At 37.5% G+C, this 18,269-nt stretch carries 18 protein-coding genes; 2 read left to right on the top strand and 16 right to left on the bottom strand.

Annotated elements, in window-relative coordinates; all coding sequences use genetic code 11:
• Positions 1-230 precede the first annotated feature (230 nt).
• From P0Y49_03145 to P0Y49_03130, 4 genes are read right to left on the bottom strand one after another with little or no spacing between them, the layout of a single operon-like run.
• Positions 231-1,397, bottom strand: coding sequence for an RsmB/NOP family class I SAM-dependent RNA methyltransferase (locus tag P0Y49_03145; protein ID WEK20144.1), 1,167 nt, complete (start codon positions 1,395-1,397; stop codon positions 231-233).
• Positions 1,394-2,620: an ABC transporter substrate-binding protein gene (locus P0Y49_03140; GenBank protein ID WEK20143.1), complete on the bottom strand. Its 1,227-nt coding sequence runs from the start codon at positions 2,618-2,620 to the stop codon at positions 1,394-1,396. The genes P0Y49_03145 and P0Y49_03140 overlap by 4 nt, the downstream gene beginning before the upstream one ends.
• Positions 2,577-4,103, bottom strand: coding sequence for a glutamine-hydrolyzing GMP synthase (gene guaA, locus P0Y49_03135; protein WEK20142.1), 1,527 nt, complete (start codon positions 4,101-4,103; stop codon positions 2,577-2,579). Before guaA ends, P0Y49_03140 begins: the two co-directional genes overlap by 44 nt.
• Positions 4,104-4,150: 47 nt before the next feature.
• Entirely contained in the window at positions 4,151-4,582 is a 432-nt protein-coding gene (locus P0Y49_03130; GenBank protein ID WEK20141.1) for a dCMP deaminase family protein, read from the bottom strand.
• A gap of 165 nt (positions 4,583-4,747) precedes the next feature.
• On the opposite strand from P0Y49_03130, the gene P0Y49_03125 reads away from it, so the two are divergent.
• Both P0Y49_03125 and P0Y49_03120 read left to right on the top strand, forming a co-directional pair.
• Positions 4,748-5,374, top strand: a complete 627-nt coding sequence (locus tag P0Y49_03125) for a LysE family transporter (protein WEK20140.1) — start codon at positions 4,748-4,750, stop codon at positions 5,372-5,374.
• 120 nt (positions 5,375-5,494) lie between these two features.
• Complete coding sequence (locus P0Y49_03120; GenBank protein WEK20139.1) at positions 5,495-5,860, top strand: nuclear transport factor 2 family protein; 366 nt, start codon at positions 5,495-5,497, stop codon at positions 5,858-5,860.
• A 71-nt stretch (positions 5,861-5,931) separates the two neighbouring features.
• Here the strand turns inward: P0Y49_03120 and P0Y49_03115 are convergent, their stop codons facing one another.
• The 12 genes from P0Y49_03115 to P0Y49_03060 form a co-directional block, all read right to left on the bottom strand.
• Positions 5,932-7,833 carry a class II glutamine amidotransferase gene (locus P0Y49_03115; protein WEK20138.1) on the bottom strand — a complete coding sequence of 634 codons (1,902 nt, stop codon included), beginning with the start codon at positions 7,831-7,833 and terminating at the stop codon, positions 5,932-5,934.
• 307 nt (positions 7,834-8,140) lie between these two features.
• Positions 8,141-8,968, bottom strand: coding sequence for a glutamate racemase (murI, locus tag P0Y49_03110; protein ID WEK20137.1), 828 nt, complete (start codon positions 8,966-8,968; stop codon positions 8,141-8,143).
• Between the two features lie 66 nt (positions 8,969-9,034).
• Positions 9,035-9,595 carry an OmpH family outer membrane protein gene (locus P0Y49_03105; protein WEK20136.1) on the bottom strand — a complete coding sequence of 187 codons (561 nt, stop codon included), beginning with the start codon at positions 9,593-9,595 and terminating at the stop codon, positions 9,035-9,037.
• A 45-nt stretch (positions 9,596-9,640) separates the two neighbouring features.
• The gene (locus P0Y49_03100; protein WEK20135.1) at positions 9,641-10,171 is read right to left on the bottom strand and encodes an OmpH family outer membrane protein; all 531 of its coding nucleotides are present in this window, start codon (positions 10,169-10,171) and stop codon (positions 9,641-9,643) included.
• 136 nt (positions 10,172-10,307) lie between these two features.
• Positions 10,308-12,878, bottom strand: coding sequence for a POTRA domain-containing protein (locus P0Y49_03095; protein WEK20134.1), 2,571 nt, complete (start codon positions 12,876-12,878; stop codon positions 10,308-10,310).
• Between the two features lie 63 nt (positions 12,879-12,941).
• Positions 12,942-13,682 (bottom strand): isoprenyl transferase, encoded by a 741-nt coding sequence (locus tag P0Y49_03090; GenBank protein WEK20133.1) that lies wholly within the window; start codon positions 13,680-13,682, stop codon positions 12,942-12,944.
• Positions 13,683-13,701: 19 nt separating this feature from the next.
• Positions 13,702-14,499, bottom strand: a complete 798-nt coding sequence (locus P0Y49_03085; GenBank protein ID WEK20132.1) for a DUF6089 family protein — start codon at positions 14,497-14,499, stop codon at positions 13,702-13,704.
• Position 14,500: 1 nt separating this feature from the next.
• Positions 14,501-15,382 carry an NAD kinase gene (locus P0Y49_03080; GenBank protein WEK20131.1) on the bottom strand — a complete coding sequence of 294 codons (882 nt, stop codon included), beginning with the start codon at positions 15,380-15,382 and terminating at the stop codon, positions 14,501-14,503.
• 38 nt (positions 15,383-15,420) lie between these two features.
• Positions 15,421-16,083, bottom strand: coding sequence for a CBS domain-containing protein (locus tag P0Y49_03075; protein WEK20130.1), 663 nt, complete (start codon positions 16,081-16,083; stop codon positions 15,421-15,423).
• Entirely contained in the window at positions 16,083-16,847 is a 765-nt protein-coding gene (locus tag P0Y49_03070; GenBank protein ID WEK20129.1) for an alpha/beta hydrolase, read from the bottom strand. Before P0Y49_03070 ends, P0Y49_03075 begins: the two co-directional genes overlap by 1 nt.
• 115 nt (positions 16,848-16,962) lie before the next feature.
• On the bottom strand, positions 16,963-17,409 hold the full coding sequence (locus P0Y49_03065; protein ID WEK20128.1) for a GatB/YqeY domain-containing protein: 447 nt from the start codon (positions 17,407-17,409) through the stop codon (positions 16,963-16,965).
• 11 nt (positions 17,410-17,420) lie between these two features.
• The gene (locus P0Y49_03060) at positions 17,421-18,176 is read right to left on the bottom strand and encodes an SDR family NAD(P)-dependent oxidoreductase (protein ID WEK20127.1); all 756 of its coding nucleotides are present in this window, start codon (positions 18,174-18,176) and stop codon (positions 17,421-17,423) included.
• Positions 18,177-18,269 lie beyond the last annotated feature (93 nt).

Raw genomic sequence — 18,269 nt, 5'->3', positions numbered from 1 at the left:
GCTTACCTTCAGATGGGTTTTTCCGAACCTGAGACGAACCAATCCCGAAGGAGATCCCTCTCAGGACCGGCAGTGTCAGCCACGACAATACCAAAGCGATACTGCTTTACTACTTACCCAAAAATTTTTCGATTTGATTTATGTTTCTGCTCTCTAAAGCAGCCAAAATGATATGGTTTGAATTTCAGTTTTAAATCCTAATACAATATAGATAAAAAAATAAAAATAACCTAATTGGTTTTAATTAGCCTTGCCACAAACATGGTGTCTGCTTTATGGGTATAACCTTTAATCAACTCCATTCTTTCGAGTTTTAAAGGAAGGTTTTCTAAAAGATAAGCAATCACATCTTCATTTTCCTGCTTAAAGACAGAGCAGGTAATGTAAATTAAAGGCTTCCCTTCTTTCAGGTACTTTACAACATTTTTGGCAATGCCTTGCTGGAGCTTCGAGAAATAACCGATCTTGTGTTGGTCAAAATAATACAGCATTTCGGGTGTACGTCCCCAAGTACCGGATCCGGAACAGGGTGCATCCAGTATAATTCCATCAAACTCGTAATGATGCAGATCCTGATCATTATTTTGCAACAGATCCAATACCTTTTTCTGGTACTTTTTTAATCCTGCTTCCCTAAAACGTTCATCAAGGTTATTTAAGCTATTTTCCCGCACATCGCTAACCAGGAGTTCAATATTAGGCTCCAGATCGTGTAACAATAGCGATTTCCCCCCTGAGGCCGCACAACAATCCCACCATTTGTCCCAGGCTTGGGGCTGGAAAAAACTACCTGTTTGCTGCGAGGAAAGATCCTGTACCTGGTAATGTTGCTGCCCCATTAAAACCTGATCTAATTTAGTCCCGTTGGCAACAGCGAGGGTATTATCCCCAATCTCCTCAGCAATTATGCCTTCCTTGCTCAGTACTTCAGTTATTTTTTTTAACTGTCCGCCTTTTACTCTTATAAAAAGATCAGGCTGTCTAAAAAAAGAGCTTAAGAACTCTTGTTTCATCACTGACTCAGAAAGCGCTTCATGAAAACTAAAAACATCGGTCAGCTCAAATGCAGGATAATTTGATTTAATCAGTTCCAGCTTTTCAGGTACCGAAAGCCCGACGTGTTGCTTCAATTCGGGTAACAACAATTCGATAACCAAACTACTACTTTGGTTACACAGAAAATCAGCAATGGCCAAACGCAATGCTCTTTCTTCTTTAATTAGCGCTTTGCCTAGTCTAAAGAAACTGTATATATAGCGAGAGGCCCAGCGCCGGTCTGACGACCCCATTTGCTTATTCCGTTTAAAATAAGCAAATAAAAAGCGATGAAGCGGCAATGCCCCATCATAACTTTTAAAGATCTGTTCAAATGCTCTTAGCTGGTGTTCTACTCTCATTCTATAATATTTAAAGCATAGTTTTTATAACGCAGCAGCATCAAACTGGTATTGATGTATCCTGAAGCACTATCATGTACAAAATGAAAGGAATTTTGAAGCCCCTTATAATTTTCTTTAGTGATATTTTTTATATAATCCTCTCCATAAGTAGAAAGTAGCCTTCCGAAATAGAAGCCAATATCAAATCCTTTGAAAGCGTATTCTCCTGGTTCAAAATTGAATTCCGCTCTGTATTTTTTGATGAAGGTATTTACCTCTGGCCTGGTGTAATCCACCTTATAGGAAGAAGAAACGATTGTATTTAAAGCCTGAAGCGTTTCTGTGTTGTAATTTTGCCTGATCCATTCCGGATGTCCAAAAAGCGAGATATTCAATCCCGTTTTTTTAATTTTCATCAGTTTATCCAGTGTAGGAACCACAAACTTTTTGTCAGGCGAACTTACAATAACAACATACTGTTTACCTTTTACAATCTTGGTTTCCATGGTAAAAGCAGATGCATATTCCTGAAAAGCAAATGGCTTTTTACTGCTCGCAAAATAAGCTCTTAAAGGTTTAGCGAATATCTCATCGCTTGCCGTCTTAGGATTGATTAATACAACTATAGTAGTTGCAGGATTATAGTTTTTACTGATGTAATTACCAATCTTTTCGGCATGAAGATCGATATTATTTACAATAGAGATGAGATTAGGATTCGCAAATTCTGCAGGCTGTGAGGCAGCAAGCGGATTTACAACGGATATTTCTCGAGATATAGAATAATTTGTAATGTATTTTAGCCCTTCAGGATAAACAGGGCCTACAATTAAATTACTGCCAAATAAACTACCATTAGCGATTAAATTAGCAATTTGCGCATTGTTATCCTGCGTATCATAAACTTTAAGCTTAAAATTGTGGCCTGATGCTGCCGCAGAGTCTATACCCAATTTAAATCCCTGATAGAAATCGATAGCCATGGCTGCCTTTTCTACATCTGCTTTAGTGGCTGTCTTAAGTTTGATTTCATTTAACCGAAAAGGAACAAGCAAAGAAACAGTAGCCTGCTTAGCTTTTAAAGCAGGCTTTTCTATTTTCTCGACGTTCTTTAGTGGTTCGGGCTTCTTGTTCTCAGTCCTTATTTTTGGTGAACAGGCTGATAGAAAAAGTACCGATAATAAAATGACCCAATATTTATTCCCACTCAATCGTTGCAGGTGGTTTTGAACTAATATCATATACAACGCGGTTAATTCCTTTTACTTTGTTAATTATTTCATTAGAAATTTTTGCGAGTACGTTATATGGTAAATGACACCAATCAGCTGTCATACCATCAACAGATTCAACAGCGCGCAAGGCTATCGCATTCTCGTAAGTACGCTCATCACCCATTACCCCTACCGATTGAACCGGAAGGAATATCGCTCCTGCCTGCCATACTTTATCATATAAACCAGCCTCTTTTAAATTGTTGATATAGATGGCATCCGCTTCCTGAAGGATGGCTACCTTTTCAGCAGTTACCTCACCAAGAATTCTGATGGCCAAACCTGGTCCAGGGAAAGGATGACGTCCGATAATAAAGTGTTCCAATCCCAATGATCTTCCTACTCTTCTTACTTCATCTTTAAACAAAGTATTTAATGGCTCAACGACCTTCAATTTCATGAAATCAGGTAAACCACCAACATTATGGTGAGATTTAATAGTCGCAGAAGGTCCTTTTACAGAAACCGACTCAATAATATCAGGATAGATGGTGCCTTGAGCTAACCATTTTACGTCTTGTACCTGGTGTGCTTCATCATCAAAAACTTCAATGAATACACGTCCAATGGCTTTACGCTTCAATTCAGGATCTGTAAGACCTGCAAGCTGACTTAGGAAACGTTCTTTAGCATCAACACCTTTGATATTTAATCCTAAATGTTTGTATTGTTCCAATACTGCTGCATACTCATCTTTACGTAGCAAGCCATTGTCAACAAAAATACAGTGTAAGTTTTTGCCTATAGCTTTATGTAATAAGATAGCTGCTACACTTGAATCAACTCCACCAGAAAGGGCAAGTACAACTTTATCATCACCTAATTGCTCCTGTAAAGCGGCAATGGTGGTTTCCACAAATGCATCCGGAGTCCATTCTTGTTTACATCCACAGATGTCTACCAAAAAGTTTTCCAACAACTGCTTTCCATCAGTACTGTGTGTTACTTCAGGATGAAACTGTATCGCATAGGTCTCTGTATCTTTAACCTGATAAGCGGCTACCTTTACACTATCAGTACTTGCGATCAGCTCAAAGTTTTCTGGCACTTTAGTAATGGTATCACCATGTGACATCCATACTTGCGAATCAATGGCAATGTTTTTAAATAATTTATTGCTTTCGGCAACATAATTCAGATTGGCTCTGCCATATTCACGCGTTGATGATGCTTGCACCTCGCCGCCAGATTGCTGAGCAATGTATTGGGCGCCATAACAAACAGCAAGCAACGGATAATTATCAAACTTTTTAAGATCTACCTGAGGGGCATCTTCCTGGCGAACTGAATAAGGGCTGCCTGAAAGGATGATACCTTTAACATTTGAGGTTATTTCAGGGATGTTGTTAAATGGATGAATTTCGCAATAAACGTTTAACTCGCGTACCCTGCGTGCAATTAACTGTGTATATTGGGATCCAAAATCGAGAATTATGATTTTTTCTAGCATGGCCAAAGTTAAGAAAACTTCTGCCGCGCTACAAGCAGGATTGTCAATTAACCTTGATTTTCGTACTTCACAACTTCTACACCGAACCTTTTTAAGAAATCGACACCTTCATCGCTGGGCAAACCTTTATAAGCTGCATACGAATCCCTATAATAAACGTTTTTAATACCAGATGAAAGGATTAAACGGGCACAGGCTATGCAGGGTGATAAAGTAGTATAGAGGGTTGCTCCTTCTATTTTAGAACCATTTTTTATCCCATATAATATGGCATTCTCTTCGGCATGTAATGCCAGTGAACAGCTTCCGCGTGAATCTCTGGCGCAACCAGATTCCGGCCATTCTTCATCACAATTGTGTGTTCCCGCGGGCGGACCATTATAGCCTATGGAAATGATACGTGTATCTTTTGTTAAAACTGCTCCTACCTGTGCACGTACGCAATGTGAACGAAATGCAAGATCGGTAGCTAAATTCATAAAAATATGATTGAAACTTGGTTTTACTGTCATTCTATTCATTTCTGCCCTGATACTTTAAAAATATCAAAGGCGTTTATTAATATAATTATAATGAAGGATAGATTTTTTTGAAGCTAATTTATGTTTAAAATTGCATATTAGCACAATATATACGTTAGCTGAATGTTTGAAGCAATATTACAAGGGATAGGTGCGGGTATTTTATTTTCTTTTTTAACAGGCCCCGTATTCTTTTCAATGATTAAAACCAGTATTGAAAAGGGATTCAAGGCCGGTTTTTCTCTGGCAATTGGAGTTATTTTAAGCGACATTATTTTTATTAGCTTAACTATTTTCAGTTCTCAGTTTGTTGATTATAATTCTGAATACAATCAATATATCGGTATCATTGGTGGGTTATTTTTATTTGGCATTGGCTTATACTACCTGTTAAACAAGGTAAAGGTTAGTTACAATATAGAGGAAGCTATAAAAATCAGAAGAAGCGGCTATATTTTAAAGGGCTTTTTAATGTGTCTTTTATCTCCTTCTACGCTGATGTTTTGGATTATGGTAGGTGGTATCGTATCCGTACAACTCCATTATGCTATAGCAGAAAAAGTAGTGTTCTTTGTCATTGCCATGACCACACAGTTGTCTGTTGATTGCTTAAAAACATATTATGCCGCTAAGCTGAGATATAGAATCAAGGAAAAATCCATTCAAAATCTGAACAGGATTGCAGGGGCAGTGATATTGATATTTGCGATCAGATTGTTCGTTCAGGTCATCATTAAGTATTATTCTTAAAAGTCAAAATAAACTCTTCTATTCATATTTGGTTAGGTAAACTTAGCATTCGAACACCTAATGCAAACTAAAAAGACTATTCATTGGTTGTAAATAAATTAATTGATAAAAATTAGTATTATGAAAACAACACAAGAAGTAGCTGACAGATTAGTTCAGCTTTGTCGGGGCAACAAAAATTTAGAGGCCATTGAGGAACTGTATGCCGACCATGTGGTGAGCAAAGAACCGAAAGGTTCCAATATGCCGCACACAGAAGGTAAAGCGAGTGTTAAAGATAAAACCGCTAAATGGGAAGCAAGTGTTGAGAAGATACACAGCGCCAAGATCTCAGATCCAATTGTGGCAGATAACCATTTCTCAGTAGCAATGGATTTTGATGCGACTTACAAAGAGCATGGCAGGATGCCAATGAGCGAGATTGCGGTATATGAAGTGAAAGATGGTAAAATTGTCTCAGACGAGTTTTTTTACCATATGCATTGAGCCCATCACTTAAGCTAGAAAGCCCTGTTACATTCATTTGCAACAGGGCTTCTTCTTTATATTTGCCTAATCTAGTAAGCTCTTTGGTTATTACCTTCTTTCCAGTTTACAAAAGCTTTGTTAACTACTTTGTTACCACCCGGGGTTGGATAGTTACCAGAGAAATACCAATCGCCGGTGTGATTAGGGCAAGCTATATGTAAGTTTTCTAAGGTCTGATAGATTACTTCTACTTCGGCATTGGTACCGGCCGGAGTAATGATCTTAGTAATCTGAGCAGAGATTTCCTCCTGCGTAAAAGGTCTGTAAATATCCTTAACGTGATTTACAATTTTGCCTTTAGGTAACAATAGGGAAGCTTTACATTTTTGATAAACTTCTTCAATTACATTTTCCATTCCTCTTTCCTTTAGCAATTGAATTGCAGCTTCAAATGCGACAAATTGTCCCATTTTCGACATGTCAATACCATAACAATCCGGATAACGGATTTGAGGAGCAGAAGAAACAATAATGATCTTTTTAGGATGGAGTCTGTCAATAATCTTAATGATGCTTTGCTTTAAGGTTGTACCTCTTACAATTGAATCATCAACTGCAACCAAAGTATCTGTATGATTTTTGATCACCCCATAAGTGGTATCGTAAACATGCGCAACCATATCCCCTCTGTCGGCATCCTGCGTAATAAAGGTTCTCAGTTTTACATCTTTGATAGCCAGTTTTTCTACTCGTGGACGCATAGAAAGCAACTCATTAAGTGCTGCATCGTCTAATATATCTTTGCGGTGTAGTAAGGCATCCTTTTGAAAATCTCTGATGTACCCATGCAGGCCGTCAACCATTCCATAAAATGATACCTCGGCTGTATTTGGTATAAATGAGAATACTGTATTTTTCAAATCAGCATTCACTGCTTTCAGGATTTGGTCGCATAACAACGCGCCCAGGTGTTTTCTTTCTTTATAGATTTCAGCATCGCTACCTCTTGAGAAATAAATGCGTTCGAATGAACAGGCTCTTTTTTCTTCCGGTTCTCTGAATACCTCTTGTGTTACCGTACCGTCTTTTTTGACGATAAGTGCGCATCCCGGCTCTATTTCCTTTACATTTTTAAACTGAATATTGAAGGCTGTTTGAATTGCAGGTCTTTCAGATGCTGCAACAACAATCTCGTCATCTGCGTAATAATACGCTGGACGTATACCTGAAGGATCACGAAGTACAAAGGCATCACCATTCCCCACAATACCGGAAATAGCGTAACCACCATCCCAATTCTTGGCCGATCTCCTCAGAATTTTAGCGATGTCAAGGTTCTGAGATATCTTATGTGTGATCTCTACGTTATCTAACCCTTCTTTTTTATATTCATCAAACAACAATTGATTTTCGTCATCCAAAAAGTGGCCTATCTTCTCAAGAACAGTAACTGTATCTGCTTTTTCTTTTGGATGCTGCCCTAATTCGTACAATTGCTCTAGTAGCTCATCAACATTGGTCATGTTGAAGTTACCAGCAAGAACCAGGTTTCTGGTCATCCAATTGTTCTGACGTAAAAAAGGGTGGCAATTTTCAATACTATTTTTACCGTGAGTACCATACCTTAAATGGCCAAGTAAAACCTCTCCAATAAAACTCACATTGTGCTTTAACCATTCTGCATCTTGCATCAATTCAGGGGTTTCATTCTGAATATCCACAAACTTGCCCTGAACATGCCCAAATATATCGGCTACTGCGTTCTGAGCCATTGACCGATATCTACTGATGTAACGGTTTCCGGGCTTAACATCCAGTTTAATTGTTGCAATCCCAGCTCCATCCTGTCCACGGTTGTGCTGTTTTTCCATCAAAAGATAAAGCTTGTTGAGTCCGTAAAGAGCAGTACCGTATTTTTCCTGGTAGTATGAGAGCGGTTTTAAAAGGCGGATAAAGGCAATTCCGCATTCATGTTTTATCGAGTCACTCATTCGTGTGTGTTGTTTGAGCCGCAAATTTACCGTTAATAATAATTAGAACCTAGAAAGAAATATAAAGAAAATTTCAGGTGACTTTATGGGTTAAAAAAGAAAAACAGGCTTAAAAACCAATTAAACAGGCATTTCTATCCTTCTACAATATTAAAAACAGGACCTTTTTCCTATTTTATGCAAGTCAATGACATGTAAATTTTATCGAAAGCAGCGTCAATCCTTTAGGATTTATCAATCTGACGTTCAACAACTTCCATTCTTTAAAGCAAAGCCTAAAAATTAAAAATCTATTTTACTGTATCATTTAACGCAGGGATGCATGGCTTGAAACAATTTCCTTCCCGAAAAAAATGGATGCACTGGCATCAAAAGATTGTGGGTCTCCGGAAGTAAAAAATCGGCTATGGCTTTCTTTTGAAATCTTTTCTTCAATTTCAGGATGCTTTCCGAGATAAAGGGCTAGACTGTCGGCTACAATATCATCCTGTCCCAGCAAATTAATATGTCCAGGTATTGCCGCTTTTATTTTAGGAATGAGCAAAGGATAATGTGTACAGGCTAAAACGATGCAATCAATTTCATCATCCTTATCCAGTAGCAGATCGACGTATTTCTTTACAAAATAATCAGCTCCTTCGTGCATGTGTTCATCATTTTCAATCAATGGCACCCACATTGGGCAGCTCTGCTGAGTAACTTTTATTTCGGGGAAAAACTTATTAATTTCCATCAAATACGACTCAGAATTAATTGTCCCCCTGGTCCCCATTACGCCTATTCTTTTGGTCTCTGTAAAATCACCTACAATCTCGGCCGTAGGTCTGATTACACCAAGTACCCGATGGTTAGGATATTTAAATGGAAGTACATTTTGTTGTATAGAACGTAATGCTTTTGCTGAAGCTGTATTACAGGCCAGGATAACCAATGGACAGCCCTGTGCGAATAACCACTCCACACATTCTAGCGTATATTGATAAATAGTTTCAAAAGAATGATCTCCGTATGGAGTACGGGCATTATCACCAAGGTAGATATAATTATATTGAGGTAGTTTTTTGACAATAGATTTAAATACGGTAAGTCCACCGTAACCTGAATCAAAAATACCGATAGCTTGTTTACTTTTCATTGTAAAAAAAACGGGACTGAGTTTTATGACTCAGTCCCGCAATTTAAATATTTTGTTTATGCTAACCTATTTTTTAGGTGCAGTAGTTGGAGCTGCTCCGATACCTAATTTAGTTCTTACTAAAGCAGTGATATCCTCACCACCATCCCAGTAAATTAAAGCCTGGTTTGCAGTATCAAATACATAAGCATAACCTTTTTCTTTAGCTACCGCCTTAATTGCATTATCAGCTTTTACTTGAATAGGATTAAACAATTCAGCATTTTTAGCTTCTAATTCTTGTTGCGCTTTAGTTCTGGCATCAGTAATACGTTTTTCTAAATCCTGAAGTTCAGCACCCATAGTTTGCAATTCTTTACCAACTACTTCTTTGTTAGCCTCACTCATTGTTTTTTCTTTGTCTTGAGCAGCTTTAAGCTTTGATTGATATTCAGTAATCATCTTTTCAATTTCAGTCTGCTTAGCTTTCTGAAGATTTTCTAATGTTGTGCGTGCAGTTTTAACCTCTGGCATTGCTTCGATAATTGTTGCAGAGTTTAAGTGTGCAAGTTTTTGTTGTGCATTTGCAATGTTAGCAGTAAACAATAACCCCGCTGCTAAAAAAAATGCATTGATTAACTTTCTCATTCTATTTGTCTTAATAATTGTTTTTAATTTATGTTTAATATCTCTCTATTTAATCTCTGATTCCGGTTTATATCCTAGCTTTCTAATTACGTCATTGCTGACATCATAAGCGCTGCTGGCATAAATCATCATTGTTGCTTCACTACTTTTATCAAAGATGAAATCCAACAATTTAACTTTGGCTATCTCGGCCACGGCCTTTGTTACGCTATTTTGAATCGGGCTTAGTAATTTAGTCCGGGCCTGAAATAGCTCTCCTTCCGGAGCAAATATTTTACGCTGAAATTCTTTAGCCTGTTTCTCCTTTTCAATAATGTCATTCTCTCTTCTTTTGCGCATATCTTCTGTCAGTAATACCTGATCTGCCTGATAAGCTTTATACATTTTATCAATTTCGACAAAGTTATTGTCTACTTGTTTTTGCCATTGTTGCGACAAAACATTCAACTGATTTAATGATGACTTATAATCCGGCAAATGCTTCAGAATATACTCTGTATCAACATACGCAAACCTTTGTGCAAATGCACCAAAGCTTACAAACAGCAAGATGCAAATTAAAAAATACTTTTTCATTAGTATGTGTTTATTTTTCAATGGTATTTAACGCTTCAATTGTCTTAAAGTTGTCTTTACCAACTTAAGGACCTGAAATTAAGATAGGTTTGCCAGGCTTCACCCAACAAACCTATCCTGATCTCAATTCATATTTTTAATTAAATCCTCCAAGTTGTTGGGCAATACTAAAGTGGAACTGTCCTTTATTAGCATCAGGTGATCCAGGGATTTTATCAAATCCATAACCCCAGTCAATTCCTAGTAATCCAAATATCGGTAAAAATATTTTTGCACCAAAACCTGCAGAGCGTCTAACATTAAACGGATTAAATTCAGAGAACGAGTTCCAGGTATTTCCCCCTTCAGCAAAAGCTACTATAAATGCTGTTGCCTGCTGACTTGCAATTACAGGATATCTTAGCTCCATTACATACTTTGAGAAGATTGGACTACCTGATTGCTGTGCAATATTAGGATTCGATCCTACCGGTATTACTGAGTTATTGGCATACCCACGCATAGCGATCAATTCTGAACCTTGCAAGAAGTCGAAACCTTGCATACCGTCTCCACCCAATTTAAACCTTTCGAAAGCAGACTGACCAACGGCACTGTTATATTCACCAAGGAAACCAAACTGTGCTTGTGCTTTCACAACAAACTTTCCTGCTAACCTTTGGAACCATTGCGATTCAAATTTCCATTTGTGGTACTCTGTGAATTTATAACGTTGCTTATCTGATGCAGTAGCATAGTTCACATTATTCAACAATGAATAAGGAGGAGTTGCCTGAACTGTAAATTTAAAGTAAGAACCACTTTGAGGGAAAATTGGGGAGTCTCTTGAATCCCTGCTTAGTTCCTGTGTTAAGTTAAAGTTATATGAAGTTCCTGTGCTGAATAAGAATCCACCATAGTTGTTCAATATGTACTGTTGTGCGTTAGCAGCATAAGTTAACTGGAAGTAGTTATCCGGGAAGTTTAATCTTCTTCCTAAGCTTACAGTAACACCATTTAAGCGGATCTTCGAATAATTGGGATCCGAAGGTGATAACGATTGTCCATAAATATTCGTACCCCCGTTAGACTGTAATGATGTAAATGCACTAAGTCCAAAGCTGATTGGTTTTTTACCACCTAACCAAGGTTCAGAGAAAGAGAAGCTATAAGACTGATAGTACTTACCATTTGTTTGTCCACGTAAACTTAATTTTTGTCCGTCTCCTTTTGGCAAAGGTTTATAAGCACTTAAGTTAAACAGGTTCCTTAACGAGAAGTTGTTGAATGTTAAACCTAAAGTACCGATGATGTTACCACCACCAAAACCACCTGAAAGTTCGATCTGGTCAGAAGGTTTCTCTTCTACGTGGTACTCAATATCTACCGTTCCATCAGCAGGATTTGGCTTAGGGACAGGGTTTGTTTTCGACTCATCAAAGTTACCTAGCTGGCCGATCTCACGAACACTTCTGATCAATAAATCCTTTGAGAATTTCTCTCCCGGTTTTGTACGGATATCACGTAAAACTACACGGTCATTCGTGATTGTATTTCCAACTACTGTAATTCTGTTGTTGGTATACTGAGGTCCTTCATAAATCCTCATTTCCACTTCAACTGTATCACCATAGATCTTTGTTTGAACCGGATCTACGTTAAAGGTCAAATAACCATCATTCAGGTAAATACTAGATACATCATCCCCGTTAGCACTTCCTCTTAATTTTTTCTCTAATTTTTCTTCACTAAATACCTCACCTTTTTCGATACCTAGTGCTCTTTGCAAATAATCAGTAGTATATTTTGCATTACCTACCCATGTGATATTACCGAAATAATACTTAGGTCCTTCAAACAGGTCGATATTAATACCTACCGCTTTAGGGCTGTATTGATAAATACTGTCTCTCAAAATTGTGGCATCGCGGTAACCTTTGTCATGCAGTTTAGCAATCAGCTTAACCTTATCCTCTTCGTATTTTTCTTTATTGAACTTTCCGGAACCGAATACTTTATAAAATGCCTGTTGCTTGGTTTTCTTTAGATACTTACGCAGCTTAGCGGACGAGAAGTCCTTATTTCCTGTAAAGTTGATGTTATGGACTTTAACTTTTCTACCCTTATCAATAATTACCTGTAGCACAACGCTATTGTCCTGACTAGGATCGGGTTTAGTTTTGTATTCAACATTGGTAAAGAAGTACCCCTTTCCCAGTAAAAACTTCTTAATGGTTGCGGTCGTACTACTGTACAAATTATCATTGATAATAGCCTTACCAGGTTTCTCATTAAGTTTTTCGAGAATATCCGTCTTTTGCGACTTGCTAATCCCTATAAATTCGAAAGAAGCTAAACGGGGACGTTCAACAACTTCAATATCGAAATATACAGTATCTTCAACGATTTTAACGATATCCAACTGAACATCATCAAATAAGCCCTGAGCCCAAAGATTTTTGATTGCATTTGCAGTTGCCTCACCAGGAAGCACGATTCTCTCGCCCTTGATCAGTTTTGAAAGTGTAATGATTACATCTTTATCCAGGTATTGTGTACCTGTTAAAGTGGTACCTCCAATGATATACTCTTTAGGATTGAAATAATCCAGTTCTAACCCTTTAACTTTTAAAGAAGGAGCTGCAGGATTGGACTGAGGACGGGTAATCTGTGCCATTGTTGGTAAACCAATCAACAACAATAATATAAGTTGGTATATTCTTTTCATTTACAATCTAAAAATCGATGCTAAGTTAATTTAAACACATGTTAAAAAGTGTTAAAAGTAAAATTAGTTAAGTTGTTCACTAATTTTACCAAAGCGGCGCTCGCGCTTTTGGTAGTCTACAATAGCTTCAAAAAGGTCTTCTTGTCTAAAGTCAGGCCACAGCGTATCCGTAAAATATAACTCTGTATAGGCCATCTGCCACAATAGAAAATTACTCACCCTGTGTTCACCACTGGTTCTGATCATCAATTCCGGATCGGGCATATTTAACGTAGTCAATTGAGCTGAAAACTGCTCTTCGTTAATATCTTCAATATTTATTTCTTCCTCTTTTACCAGCTTTGCAAGTTTCTTTGCAGCTTCGATAATTTCCCATTTAGCACTATAACTCAAGGCTAGTGTTAAGGTACAGCGGGTATTGTTCGCTGTCTTATCCATCGCGCTTTTTAAATCATCAATACATTTTTGAGGAAGCGAAGCAATATCTCCTATTGCATTGAGTCTGATGTTATTTTTGGTAAGCGTCTGTGTTTCCTGATTGATGGTAGAGATAAGCAATTCCATTAAAGCGTTAACTTCATCTATAGGTCTGTTCCAGTTTTCAGTCGAAAAAGCATAAACCGTCAGGTATTTGATGCCTATATCTACACAGCCTTCTACGATGTCTTTTACCGACAACACTCCACTTTCATGGCCAAAAGCCCTGAATTTACCTTGATTTTTAGCCCATCTACCGTTACCATCCATGATGATGGCAATGTGTTCAGGCAAGCGTGTGATATCTATTTGTTCTTTAAATCCCATTTATTTTCCGCAAATATGCTTAAAATGTATAACATTTTTGGGACACAAAGGTATAAGATATGCCAATACCTACAAACATATATGTATCTCTTTTTCTAAAATCACCTCTTTGTATACCTGGAGCACCATATTGACTAAGCGAAGGATCGGAAAGAAACTTACGTTCAGCTAAATAAGCATCATTTTTCCAGACATTTGGATCAGGATATTTGCCACTTACATCATCCAGATAATCGGTATAAGCTGTCCTGTATCCAATCTGTGAAAACATGCCCCAACGGTCTTTTAGCCGCAGCTTAATACCTACCCCATACGGTATACTTAAAGCATAGGATTTATAAGCTTCATCTTGCCCTTCGGTTTGATAAAATCTTAAATTATACTCTTTATTATCATACACAGCCTTTGGACTATAAAACACGCCTCCTACGCCTGTAAAGATATAAGGTGTGAATCTTTTGGTGCCGCCACCCGCAAAGTAATTCAAGAAGTTAAAATCAACTTGCAGACTGACTTCATTTAATGGGGTCTTGAAATTTAGATTCCGATCTCTAAACTGACTATTATCTGATTCGGCATCATTGCCTCTAATTTTTCCATAGGTATAATGGAGTCCTACAGCCCAATATGGATCAATGTTAATCTTGGCATATCCTCCAACAGAAATACCACTAATTTTTAAAGGTTTATCTGGATTGAGATCCCCCATATAACCGGCGCCCCCTCCTACTAATCCTAATTCAAAAGTTTGGGCGTGGGCACTTAATATTCCGAAAAAAAAAATAAAAAGATATACAAGCGGCCGGATATATTGCATATTAGTAATTACGGGTATCTATACCCCAAAGGAGTTTATTTCTTAACGTTGTCAGATAGCTTTCATTGTTAAGCCTGATCAAATTTACATGAAATTTCGCTTTGTTGAGTGTAAGTTTTACCGATCTGTCTACTGTTTCCGTTCTCGAATCGCAAGATACCAGAAATTTAGCACTTCTGGCTTCTACCTCAAAGGTTAAAGAAACATCATCAGGAACAATTACCGGCCTCACATTTAAATTATGTGGTGCTATCGGGGTAATGACAAAGTTTTGCGAACTTGGATAAATGATTGGTCCACCACAACTCAAAGAGTAAGCTGTGGACCCTGTTGGTGTTGCAATAATTAACCCATCAGCCCAGTATGAGTTCACAAATTCATTGTTCATGTAAGCATGAATGATCATCATCGCTGAATTATCTCTTCGGTGAATGGTGATGTCATTCAATGCAAAGTTTTCTTCTCCAAACAAGTTATAAGTAGATGCTAAACTAAGCAGCGTTCGTTTATCTAAGGAATATTCTTTATTCTTTAAAGCTTCAATTGCTTTCTTAATTTCATCTTTATTGATACTGGCGAGAAAACCAAGCCTACCAAAGTTAATTCCGATTACCGGGATTCCTGAATCCCGAACTAAAGAAAGGGTATCCAGCAAAGTTCCATCGCCCCCCAAACTGATCAATACATCAGTATGCCCAACAAGCTCTGTATGCTGTGTAAAAGCTGTGATATGCTCCGGTAGTTTAATTTTATCCTGTATAAAATCAAGGTATTTTTTATAAACAAGAATAGGTGTTTTATACTGATCAAGAACGTTAAACACTTCCTGAACATAAGGTAACACACTATTATTGAATTCCCTACCGTAAATTGCAATCTTCATTTAGCATCGATTTTGTAATCTTTATTTTTTAACGGCATTTATACGTTCAGGTAATTCATGAATGAATTAAACCTGTCTTCCGTCCCATCATCCGCCTTGGTACTATTAAACACTGCTTTTACCTGGTAGTTGTACCTTTCGAAAGAAGCAATAATCCCGGACAATTCTGTTTTATTAATTTTCAATGTTACTTCCAGCTTGGTAGAGTCAGGAAAGGCCTGTACATAGGAAGATAGAATTTGTGCATTGTCGGCCTCCACTATTTGAGCCATGTGCGCCAGGGAATTATTCCTATTGCTTATTTCCAAAACAATAATCCCCCCCGTTTCTTTTACGGCGAAAATATCCGCTGCATAGCTTAAAAGGGTATTTACTGATATCAACCCCAGGTAATTTTTCTTATAATCAAGCACCGGTACTGCTGAAAGATTGAGCTGTGTTAGCATCCTGATCACATCATAAACATGCGTATCTTCGTATACAAATGGATTTAAAAGGGATAAGGAAAGACTGCCGATAAGTGAATTTACATCCCTAACTTCAATTAATTCATCTTCTGCCAACAACCCCAGAAATTGGGATTCATTTACAATTGGCATATGAGACAGTTTGAACTCAGTCATCCGATCTAAAGACTTCTGAACGGTATCAGATGGCTTTAGAGGAGGGATTGAATACGATATGAGTTCAGATGCCAGCATTATTTAAGTAAAATTCTATTTAAAAATGTACCTAGATATTCATTAAAAATAGCTGGGCGTTCCATCATTGGGGCATGTCCACATTTATCAACCCAGTTCAATTCAGAGTTTGGCAAAAGTTCATGAAATTCTTCTGCTACTTCCGGAGGTGTTACTTTATCTTGTTTTCCCCAGATCAAAGAAACAGGGATAGTGATTCTGGAAAGATCTTTAGACATGTTATGTCTTATTGCAGACTTTGCCAGCGCTAGAATACGAATTACCCTTGAGCGATCATTTACAGTCTTATAAACTTCATCAACCAATGAGTCGGTAGCTGTAACCGGATCGTAAAAAGTGAATTCTACTTTCTCACGAATGTAATCATAGCTTTCTCTCCTTGGAAAAGAACCTCCAAAAGCATTTTCATATAAACCTGAACTACCTGTAAGTACAAGTGCTTTTACACTTTCCTGATGCGCCAGTGTAAATACAAGCCCAACATGCCCACCAAGTGAGTTGCCTATTAAAACAACCTGGTTAACTTTTTTATGTTTTAAAAACTTATTTACGTATTTAGACAAACTTCTCACACCAAGAGTTAAAATTGGAAGTTCATAAATTGGCAAAATTGGCACCAGGATGTGATAATTGTCTTTAAAATGATCAATTACCGGCTCCCAATTGCTCAGCTCTCCCATTAAACCATGAAGTAATACCAGGGTTTCACCTTTTCCGGCTTCTATATATTTAAACCCACCTTCGTCTATTACTTCGTATGTCATATATATTTTATGTAATAATTATTGCTACTAAGTTAGTAGAGTAAAATTAATTTAATGTAATTAAATATATTAATTTATTGAAAATAACACAATACATGTAATTGTGCAGCACAATTTATGCCAATTGCTTTTTCACAAGCTCTGCAATAAGTTTACCATCAGCCTTGCCAGCCAGCTCTTTATTTGCCAATCCCATCACCTTGCCCATATCTTTAACAGAAGCTGCGCCCGAATCTTTAATTATCTTTATAATGATCTGTTCAATTTCTGCCTCGTCTAGTTGCTTAGGCATAAACCCACTGATTACTGCTATTTCTTCTTCTTCAACGATACTTAAATCTTCCCTACCTTGTTGCTTGTAAATATCAGCAGATTCCTTTCTTTGTTTAACCAGCTTTTGCAAAAGTTTAAGTTCGGTTTCTTCCGTAATTTCCTCAGCTGTTCCTTTTTCAGTTTTTGCCAATAACAGGGCCGCTTTTATAGCTCTTAAACCTCTTAACCTAGCCTGATCCTTAGCCAGCATGGCTTGTTTTATTTCCTGGTCTATTGTATTTGATATCATTGTATTTCCGTTTATTTCCTATCTATTATAGTACCTGTTGCCTGTGCTGTCGGCATAATCAGCATATCATTGATATTTACATGTGGGGGTCTGCTTACTACAAACCAGATCGCTTCGGCTATATCATTAGCGACCAATGGTTCCAGACCATCATACACTTTTTTGGCTCTGCCTTCGTCACCTTTAAAGCGGACTTTAGAAAATTCTGTTTCTACCATCCCGGGCTGAATTGCAGTAACTTTTATACCATAAGTTAACAAATCTATTCGCATGCTTTTACTCAAGGCATCAACAGCATGTTTTGTTGCACAATATACATTGCCGTTGGGATAAACTTCCTTTCCCGCAATGGAACCTATATTAATGATATGTCCACTTTTTTCGTTAACCATCCAATTGGATACAATTTTAGTGGAATAAAGCAAACCCTTGATATTGGTATCAATCATCGTATCCCAATCTGTAATGCTTCCTTTATGAATAGGGTCTAAACCTTGGCTCAGCCCTGCATTGTTGATCAATACATCTACCTTTTTCCATTGCGCCGGTAAGGTTTCCAAATGATAAGACAGGTTTTCATAATCCCTGATATCTGCTACGATCCTTTTTACTTCGATTGCATATTTATCTTCCAGATGCTTCCCTATCTCAGTCAATAGTTCCTCTCTTCTGGCTATTAATATTAAATTATAACCTTGAGCTGCGAATAAATGTGCACATGCGGCTCCTATGCCCGATGTTGCTCCCGTAATTAATGCCGTTTTCATCTCAATAAGTTTTTTCGTTAGCATGGTTTCATTCGTAACTATTCTTAAATACTCAAATAGGTTCCATTGTTCGAAACCACCATAAAGATACTA

Source organism: Candidatus Pedobacter colombiensis (assembly GCA_029202485.1).
In the GTDB taxonomy this organism is placed as follows: domain Bacteria; phylum Bacteroidota; class Bacteroidia; order Sphingobacteriales; family Sphingobacteriaceae; genus Pedobacter; species Pedobacter colombiensis.
Note: the sequence above shows the minus strand (reverse complement) of the source record. Positions and strands in the feature narration are given on the sequence as shown.

Coding starts and splice junctions, on each gene's coding strand:
- P0Y49_03145 (WEK20144.1), bottom strand. CDS start 1,397: ATGAGAGTAGAACACCAGCTAAGAGCATTTGAACAGATCTTTAAAAGT.
- P0Y49_03140 (WEK20143.1), bottom strand. CDS start 2,620: ATGATATTAGTTCAAAACCACCTGCAACGATTGAGTGGGAATAAATAT.
- guaA (WEK20142.1), bottom strand. CDS start 4,103: ATGCTAGAAAAAATCATAATTCTCGATTTTGGATCCCAATATACACAG.
- P0Y49_03130 (WEK20141.1), bottom strand. CDS start 4,582: ATGAATTTAGCTACCGATCTTGCATTTCGTTCACATTGCGTACGTGCA.
- P0Y49_03125 (WEK20140.1), top strand. CDS start 4,748: ATGTTTGAAGCAATATTACAAGGGATAGGTGCGGGTATTTTATTTTCT.
- P0Y49_03120 (WEK20139.1), top strand. CDS start 5,495: ATGAAAACAACACAAGAAGTAGCTGACAGATTAGTTCAGCTTTGTCGG.
- P0Y49_03115 (WEK20138.1), bottom strand. CDS start 7,833: ATGAGTGACTCGATAAAACATGAATGCGGAATTGCCTTTATCCGCCTT.
- murI (WEK20137.1), bottom strand. CDS start 8,968: ATGAAAAGTAAACAAGCTATCGGTATTTTTGATTCAGGTTACGGTGGA.
- P0Y49_03105 (WEK20136.1), bottom strand. CDS start 9,595: ATGAGAAAGTTAATCAATGCATTTTTTTTAGCAGCGGGGTTATTGTTT.
- P0Y49_03100 (WEK20135.1), bottom strand. CDS start 10,171: ATGAAAAAGTATTTTTTAATTTGCATCTTGCTGTTTGTAAGCTTTGGT.
- P0Y49_03095 (WEK20134.1), bottom strand. CDS start 12,878: ATGAAAAGAATATACCAACTTATATTATTGTTGTTGATTGGTTTACCA.
- P0Y49_03090 (WEK20133.1), bottom strand. CDS start 13,682: ATGGGATTTAAAGAACAAATAGATATCACACGCTTGCCTGAACACATT.
- P0Y49_03085 (WEK20132.1), bottom strand. CDS start 14,499: ATGCAATATATCCGGCCGCTTGTATATCTTTTTATTTTTTTTTTCGGA.
- P0Y49_03080 (WEK20131.1), bottom strand. CDS start 15,382: ATGAAGATTGCAATTTACGGTAGGGAATTCAATAATAGTGTGTTACCT.
- P0Y49_03075 (WEK20130.1), bottom strand. CDS start 16,083: ATGCTGGCATCTGAACTCATATCGTATTCAATCCCTCCTCTAAAGCCA.
- P0Y49_03070 (WEK20129.1), bottom strand. CDS start 16,847: ATGACATACGAAGTAATAGACGAAGGTGGGTTTAAATATATAGAAGCC.
- P0Y49_03065 (WEK20128.1), bottom strand. CDS start 17,409: ATGATATCAAATACAATAGACCAGGAAATAAAACAAGCCATGCTGGCT.
- P0Y49_03060 (WEK20127.1), bottom strand. CDS start 18,176: ATGAAAACGGCATTAATTACGGGAGCAACATCGGGCATAGGAGCCGCA.